Origin of the sequence: Streptomyces sp. NPDC047000 (genome assembly GCF_040644295.1) — a bacterium.
Taxonomy (GTDB): Bacteria; Actinomycetota; Actinomycetes; order Streptomycetales; family Streptomycetaceae; genus Streptomyces.
In genome coordinates this window covers 1-6,397 of the sequence record NZ_JBEYWE010000064.1, presented here as the reverse complement: position 1 = coordinate 6,397, position 6,397 = coordinate 1, and the positions used below count along the sequence as shown (strand labels likewise).

Sequence of the window (6,397 nt, the reverse complement as noted above, 5' to 3'; positions counted from 1 at the left end):
GCCCTACCTGGTCGACGGCTGTCTACCACCCACCGGTCTGACCATCGACGACGACGCGATCAGACCGGCGGACTCCGCGAGTTCAACCTGAGTAACCCCGATGGGGTCCGGAGGCAGCTTTTTCCGGTAAGCCGACCGCAAGGAAGGCCCAACTCCCCAGCGGGCACAGGATGATCCAGGAAGCCAAGGCCGGCAGCCGAAAGGCAGCAGGAAACCGGGACCGGTGGCCGGTGTCTTTGCCGGCCGTCCCGCACAACTGGCCGGATACGGGCCCTGCCCGGACCCGAAAGGGTGCTGACGTGGATCAGGTGGGCCTGTGAGGACCCGATGACCATCAACGCCCGAACCGAAGGACAAGTTGGACACCAAGGCAACACCGATAGCCACGGCGGACTCCGCCGTGATCCACCGGGCTGCGGTGAACGGACCGGAGGACGGCCCCACCGACTGGCTGTCGATCGACTGGCAGTCGGCGGAGGGGGAAGTACGGCGGCTGAGGCAGAGGATCTTCACGGCATCGCAGGCAGGGGACCTGAAACGGGTCCGCAATCTGCAGAAGTTGATGCTCCGCTCCCGCGCCAACACGCTCATGAGCGTGCGGCGGGTCACGGAGGTCAACGCTGGCCGCAAGACGGCGGGCGTCGACGGAATGGTCGTGCTGCTGCCCCGGGGCAAGGCCGAACTGGCCGACTGGATGCAGCACAAGGCCGCCCCGTGGAAGGCCCGCCCCGTCAGGAGGGTGTTCATACCGAAGGCGAACGGACGTCAAAGGCCGCTCGGCATTCCCGTGATCTTGGACCGCTGTCTTCAGGCTGCGGTCCTTGGTGCGCTCGAACCCGAGTGGGAGGCACGGTTCGAGCCGCGATCCTATGGATTTCGGCCCGGCCGTGGCTGTCACGACGCGATCCAGGCCATCTTCCAGGCCGCGAAGGGCAAGGACCCCAAGCGGCAGTGGGTGCTGGACGCCGATCTGACGGCGGCATTCGACCGGATCGACCATGACCGGCTTCTGGCCCTGCTCGGGCAGTTCCCCGCCCGGGGCCTGGTCGGGCAGTGGCTCAGGGCCGGGGTGGTCGACCAGGGGAGGTTCGCCCCGACGGTGGAGGGGACCCCGCAAGGCGGGATCGTTTCACCGCTGTTGATGAACGTGGCCCTTCACGGGTTGGAGGGGGCAGCCGGGGTCCGCTATCGGCAGACCGGTGCTCATGCCGGGGAGACCGAGGCGGGCTCGCCGATTCTGATCAGGTACGCCGACGATCTCGTGGCTCTCTGTCACAGCCGTGACGAGGCCGAACAGGTCAAGGCCCGGCTCGCCGCGTGGCTGGCGCCCCGGGGACTGGTCTTCAACGAGGACAAGACGCGTATAGCGCACCTCGATGACGGCTACGACTTCCTGGGATTCAACGTCCGTCGTTATCGCGGCACGCTGCTGATCAAGCCGAGCAGGGCTGCCCTGCAACGGATTCGGGACCGGCTCTCCGCCGAGGTGGTGAACCTGAGAGGGGTCAACGCCGCGGCGGTGATCGCCAAACTCAACCCGATCATCCGGGGCTGGGCCGCCTACTACCGGGGTGTGGTGTCCAGCGAGGCGTTTGCCTCCTTGGACTTCCACATGTGGAAGCTCACCTACAAGTGGGCCAAGCACAGTCACCCGAAGAAGTCGAAGCACTGGGTGGCGTCCCGATACTTCGCTCGGTTCAACCGGTCCAGGCAGGACCGATGGGTGTTCGGTGACCGGGAGACCGGTGCCTATCTCACCAAGTTCGCCTGGACCAGGATTGTCCGGCACCAGATGGTTCCGGGCCGGGCGTCGGTCGACGACCCGGCCCTGCGCGAATACTGGGCTGCACGACGGAGCAAGCGGAAACCCCCGCTGAGTGCGACCGGGCTGCGACTGCTGCGGAAGCAGCACGGCCGCTGTCCGCTCTGCGACGGGCTCCTCCTGCACGCCGACCGCGAACCGCAGAGCCCATCGGAATGGGAACAGTGGCTCAAGGTGACCCGACAGGCGATCCGCAAGAACGCGATCACCTCCGACCCGGGCCGCAGCACACCGGACAGCGCCGTCCACCTCCGCCTGATCCACACCCACTGCCACCGCTGGCGCGGTGCCAGCACCGGCAGTCGGACAGCACTGCAACCTGCGAGTAGCCCTCCGGGGCCTGCTTGAGCCGTGTGCTCGGACGACGGGCACGCACGGTTCTGAGGGGGCGGGAGCACAGCAATGTGCTCCCGCTACCCGACACGCTGGGCAACTACGCGGTCATCGGACGCGAGTGGCATCGCGCCGGGCAGCCGGTGCAGGTCCGCGCGCACGACTTCCCCGAGAAGGGTGCCCACAAAGCGGTGCCGTACGGGATCTACGACATCGGCGCGGATACCGGATGGGTGTCGGTGGGCTGCGACGGGGACACCTCTGCCTTCGCGGTGGCCACTTTGCGCCGCTGGTGGAACGGGGAGGGGCACCGCCGCTACCCGCACGCTTCTCGCCTGCTGGTCACCGCCGACGCCGGAGGCTCCAACGGCTACCGTGTGCGTGCCTGGAAGAAGGAACTCGCCGATTTCGCCTACGAGTCGGGCCTTGACGTGACTGTCTGTCACTTTCCACCGGGAACATCGAAGTGGAACAAAATAGAGCACCGGCTGTTCTCGCAGATCAGTATCAACTGGCGTGGCAGGCCCCTGACCAGCCACGAAGTCGTCGTCAGTACCATCGGAGCGACCACGACACGCAGCGGCCTGTCCGTCCACGCCGAACTCGACCCCGGTGCCTACCCCACCGGCGTCACCGTCCCCGACACCGTCATGGAACGCCTGCCCCTGACGCCGCACGAGTGGCACGGCACGTGGAACTACACGCTGCGCCCCGAACCGCTCGCTCCCGAACCGTCCCCGCCCAGCACCGAGTTCGGACGCTTTCCCACCGGGGACAAGCTCCCCGTCTGGCTGCGGCACCCCAGCCTCACCGGACTCGAGCCCGCCGCCTTCGACGATCTCGCCGCCCGCTACCGAGCCTGGCGTGCCGAGCACCCGCCGATCTTCCTGCCCGGGAAACGCCCCGACGGCGGCCCCGGCGCCGGCGGCAGACGGCTCTCCGTCTCCGACCAGCTTGTCGTCTTCCTCCTCAAGAGGCGCTGGTCCATGACGAACGCCGTTCTCGCCGAGGCGACCGGCCTGGCCAAGAGCAGAATCGGCGCGACCCTCCAGGAGGTCACCCCCGTGCTCACCGCGGTCGGGCACAAGGTCCCGGCCGGCGCCCTCACCGTGACCACGGCACAACAACTCGCCGCGATCGCCGGGCACGACCCCACCCTCCCGTAGTCCCCACCGAGATCGACGAGTTATTGATCGGCAGGCCCCTGGCTGCGGTATTGCCTGCCAACTGGCGCGTGGGTACGAGTGCTCCGCCGGACGCCAGGTCGTGGCTGTTGAACCAAGCAGCCAGAGTCCTCGCGCACGCGGAGTCACGGATTCAGGCGCAGGTACTGAGTGTCCCCAGCCGCGTTGGCCGCTCACCGCAGCAAGTTTTCATTGGGGCACCCCTAGACCGACGCAGCTGGCAGGATTCAGGCCATGTGGGATGGAGTAATCAACGAGAGTCACCTGTACGCCTCGCTGTGGCTGACCGTGCATACGTACGAGCGGGACGGTTCGCCGTCGAAGCTGGTCGGTTCGGGGACGGGGTTCGTAATGGAGCGAACGCTGTTGGGTAGACGGCATCACAAAGGGATTCTCATCACTAACCGCCACATACTGGACCCGGATTACATTAAGCTTACCGGAAAGAAAGTGGATCGGTTGGAGATCAATGGTTTCCGTCAGGATACGTGGAGCAAGCATCCGGCAGGAAAGGCTGAACCTGTCCGGTTCACCATTTCATCGCCGGAACCCATCTTTGCCTCCGACGGCGCGGATATTGCAGCCATAGATTTGGATAAGGCTGAAATCCCTGGCGGATGCCCCGAACTCACCCAGCTTCCGAGCCTCCGGCTTGCTGGTTCGAACGACTTCGCCCACCGCATTCATGTGGGAGCGCAAGTCATCACAACCGGCTACCCGAGCATCGACCAGGTCACCGGCCCAAGGCCCATTCTGGTGAGTGGAACAATCGCTTCCGATCCTCGCGAGTCGGCAGCGATCGGCGCAGATTTCTTTCCAGAGTGCGTTCTTTGTCACTCCTTCAGTTGGGGTGGCATGTCAGGCTCCCCTGTATTTGCATTGCTACCACGGAATGAGGAATCATTTTCCACCTGGGATGATATTGAGCGGAAGGACCCCCGCGAACTGCGCCTGGTAGGCGTGAATCGCGGGCACGTGAGAATTGGCGGATCAGCTGAAGGCGCTCTGACATACTTCGCCAAATCGACAGTCCTCGGTCAACTACTCAGAGACATGGGTGTAACTATTCTTCAGCGCGTTGACGAATATGGGGAAGCCGACGGAGAGCCGCTGTTCCAAGAGGAGATCCCCCTCCACGAGGACAAGAGTGAGTAAGTTGTCGCTGTGTGAACCGTTGCGCGTTTAGCTGGTAACAGGCACGTATTCCGAACCTGCTGTATTGATCAGAAACGGTTCGGCTTCCGGGTCGTTGGTGGTGTGTGAGCGATCTGGTGGGGGACGCGCAGCATCTGTCGCCGTCGGCGCAGGAGGCCCTGCGGCTGCGGGCGGTGGCCGCATTGATGGCGGGGCGGGGCCGTGAGGACGTGGCGGCGTTGTTCGGGGTGTCGTTGAAGGCGGTCGACACGTGGTGGGCGAAGTGGCAGGCCGGTGGCCGGGAGGCGCTGGTCATGCGGCCCCGGGGCAAGCCGGTCGGGGTGCATCAGGTGCTCGGGGAGGCGGAGCAGGGCGCGGTGCGGCAGGCGGTGCTGGATCACCGGCCCTGTGATGTGGGGCTTTCCGGGCGGTTGTGGACGCGGCGGCTGGTGGGTGAACTGATCGCGAAGCTGTACCGGGTGCGGCTGACCGAGCCCGGGGTGGGCAAGTACCTGAAGCGATGGGGGCTGTCCTTCCAGCGGCCGGACAAGCGGGCCGTCGAGCAGGATCCCGAGGCGGTGCGGCGCTGGCACCAGGAGACCTGGCCGCAGCTTCGCGCGAAGGCGAAGGCCGAGGACGCCGAGATCCTCTTCGCCGACCAGGTGGGCGTCCGCTCCGATCAGGTCACCGGCCGCACCTGGGGCGAGAAGGGGAGGACCCCCGTGGTGCGGCGGAGTGGGAACCGGTTCTCGGTGAACGCGATGTCGGCGATCAGCACCAGGGGCCGCATGCACTTCATGGTCTTCACCGAGAGCTTCACCGCCGAGGTGATGTGCCGCTTCCTGGACCGGCTCGCAGGCCACTTCGACCACAAGATCCACCTTGTGGTCGACGGGCACTCCGCCCACCGCTCCAGGAAGGTCCGCGACTGGCTCGACGCCCACCCCGAGGACGTCGAACTGCACTTGCTCCCTGCCTACTCGCCCGAGCTGAACCCCGACGAACTGGTCAACGCCGACCTCAAGCACAGCCTGCCCAAGCAGCACCGAGCCCGGAACCAGACCGAACTCGCCGCCGAGACCCGCCGCTTCTTCCACAGACGCCAACGGCAGCCCCACATCGTCCGCGGCTACTTCGGCGGCCTACACGTCCGCTACGTCCTGGACGAGAACCCCATGAGTTTCTGATCAATATTCGGTCGGGCGGAGCGCGGCCCGAGGCCGCATGCGCCTATCGGCTACCGCAACCGCGTCACTGTGGTTCACCCCGGGGTGCCTGAACTGACCGGATAATTTTCCGCGCGACCGCGAACGCCGTGGTGCCTGCGATCGTGAGGAGCAGAAGCATCTCCATCAGTCCCGCCAGCCGGGCCCAGTATCCGTGCAGTTGGTAGTCGAAGGTGCCGTCGGTGGTGGCGATGCCTACGGCAAGCAGGAGCGGGTCCACCAGATGCAAGCGACCTCCGGCACTCGCCTTAATCCCATGGCCAGGCAGGAGGAACCAGCCGTAGGCGGTGGCGAAGAGTGCGAGCGTTACGGGGGCGGAGATGCCGAGTAGGCAGGTTGTCACGCGCGCTCCGCGCCGCCGTGCGACGCGGATCATGATCAGCAGTACCGCCAGAGCCAGGATGGGCAGGATGGCCAGTGCACGGAAGCTAAGAGGGACGGGGGAGACGCAGACGGCCAGCACCAGCAGGGCCAGCACGCCGGAACCCCAGATTGGCAGGGTGTCCGGTGTCCATGTGTCGATCACTCGTGGATTCGGTCTGCGCCGCCGTGTGAGCCCCAGCAGCTGACCGGCCACCGATGTCGAGTTCTGATCGTGGCTGAGTACTCAGGTTGAACTCGCGGAGTCTGGTGGCCCGTGACGGTTCTTGATCGTTGCGGTACGACGTCGTCATGCGGTACGCGCATGGTGGCGGGCT

4 protein-coding genes and 1 pseudogene are annotated in these 6,397 nt (G+C 65.8%); 4 read left to right on the top strand and 1 reads right to left on the bottom strand.

All coding sequences use genetic code 11. The annotated features are described in order from the left end of the window. Window positions 1–418 precede the first annotated feature (418 nt). From ltrA to ABZ862_RS38155, 4 genes and pseudogenes are all read left to right on the top strand, one after another. Window positions 419–2,170 (top strand): group II intron reverse transcriptase/maturase, encoded by a 1,752-nt coding sequence (gene ltrA, locus ABZ862_RS38170; protein WP_360969143.1) that lies wholly within the window; start codon window positions 419–421, stop codon window positions 2,168–2,170. A gap of 77 nt (window positions 2,171–2,247) precedes the next feature. After that, window positions 2,248–3,321: pseudogene (locus ABZ862_RS38165) on the top strand (ISAzo13 family transposase); the annotation flags it as partial. A 252-nt stretch (window positions 3,322–3,573) separates the two neighbouring features. Next, complete coding sequence (locus tag ABZ862_RS38160) at window positions 3,574–4,494, top strand: serine protease (RefSeq protein WP_360969137.1); 921 nt, start codon at window positions 3,574–3,576, stop codon at window positions 4,492–4,494. A 164-nt stretch (window positions 4,495–4,658) separates the two neighbouring features. Beyond that, the gene (locus tag ABZ862_RS38155) at window positions 4,659–5,660 is read left to right on the top strand and encodes an IS630 family transposase (protein WP_360969140.1); all 1,002 of its coding nucleotides are present in this window, start codon (window positions 4,659–4,661) and stop codon (window positions 5,658–5,660) included. A gap of 64 nt (window positions 5,661–5,724) precedes the next feature. Here the strand turns inward: ABZ862_RS38155 and ABZ862_RS38150 are convergent, their stop codons facing one another. Next, window positions 5,725–6,225 (bottom strand): hypothetical protein, encoded by a 501-nt coding sequence (locus ABZ862_RS38150; protein ID WP_360969134.1) that lies wholly within the window; start codon window positions 6,223–6,225, stop codon window positions 5,725–5,727. Between the last annotated feature and the right edge of the window lie 172 nt (window positions 6,226–6,397).

Coding starts and splice junctions, on each gene's coding strand:
- ABZ862_RS38160 (WP_360969137.1), top strand. CDS start 3,574: ATGTGGGATGGAGTAATCAACGAGAGTCACCTGTACGCCTCGCTGTGG.